The organism is Actinomadura sp. KC345 (genome assembly GCF_004348515.1).
Lineage (GTDB): Bacteria > Actinomycetota > Actinomycetes > Streptosporangiales > Streptosporangiaceae > Spirillospora.
The window spans coordinates 1-969 of the sequence record NZ_SMKH01000586.1 but is presented as its reverse complement, the minus strand read 5'-3'; the positions used below and the strand labels follow the sequence as shown (position 1 = coordinate 969).

Here is a 969-nt window from a genome sequence, read left to right as displayed (position 1 = left end):
AGGGCGGGGCGGGGGACGTGGCCGTCTCATGAGCCCCGCCGGAGAGCTCGGCCCGGACGACGTCCGGGACCGTCCCGAGCGCTGGAACGTCGTGGCGGAGACCTCGGTCTTCCGGGGGCCGGTGTTCGGCGTCCGCAGCGACCGGGTCGAGATGCCGCGCGGCGGCGGTACCGAGGTCGTCGGCCGCGACGTGATCGAGCACATCGGCTCGGTCGGCGTCATCGCCATGGACGACGATGACCGGGTGCTGCTGCTGCGCCAGTACCGGCACCCGGTGGGACGGCTGCTGTGGGAGGCGCCCGCCGGGCTGCGGGACGTGGACGGCGAGCCCCTGCACAAGCTCGCCGAGCGGGAGCTGCTGGAAGAGACCGGGTACCGCGCCGAGCGCTGGGACACCCTGGCCGACGTGTTCCCCACGCCCGGCATGGCCGACGAGCGCACCCGCGTCTTCCTGGCCCGGGGCGTCGCCGAGGTTCCCGCCGGCGAGATCGACTTCGAGCGCGTCCACGAGGAGGCCGACATGCCGGTCGTGTGGGTGCCGCTGGAGGACGCGGTCCGCAAGGTGCTCGCCGGCGAGCTGCACAACATGATCACGTGCGTGGGCGTGCTGGCCGTGCGCGCGGCACGCGCCTCGGGGTTCGCCGGGCTGCGCCCGGCCGACGCGCCGGAGACCTGACCCGGTTGAGGCCCCCGCCCGCCGCGCGAGGGGGCATGATGGGCGGGTCCCCGTCGTCACCGGCCGGAAGAGGTGCCGCAACTGAACACTTCTCATCCTCGGTCGCCGGTAGCAGGTGACGGCTGCGCCGACGGGCCGGATGAAGAATTCTCACCGCCTCCGAGCCCGGCCCCCGGGAGCAGCGACCCGCCCGCCGCGCACGACGCCGGCGCCGGTTCGCTCGGCTCCGCCGTCCTGGACTACCTCGGCCACCTCGCCGTCGAGCGGGGACTTGCCGCCAACACCCTCAGCTC

1 protein-coding gene and 1 pseudogene are annotated in these 969 nt (G+C 74.5%); both read left to right on the top strand.

Going from position 1 to position 969, the window contains the following annotated elements; genetic code table 11:
* The first annotated feature begins 28 nt into the window (after positions 1 to 28).
* Positions 29 to 676, top strand: coding sequence for an NUDIX hydrolase (locus E1281_RS39760; RefSeq protein ID WP_131884827.1), 648 nt, complete (start codon positions 29 to 31; stop codon positions 674 to 676).
* A 72-nt stretch (positions 677 to 748) separates the two neighbouring features.
* A pseudogene (locus tag E1281_RS41620) lies at positions 749 to 969 on the top strand (hypothetical protein); the annotation flags it as partial.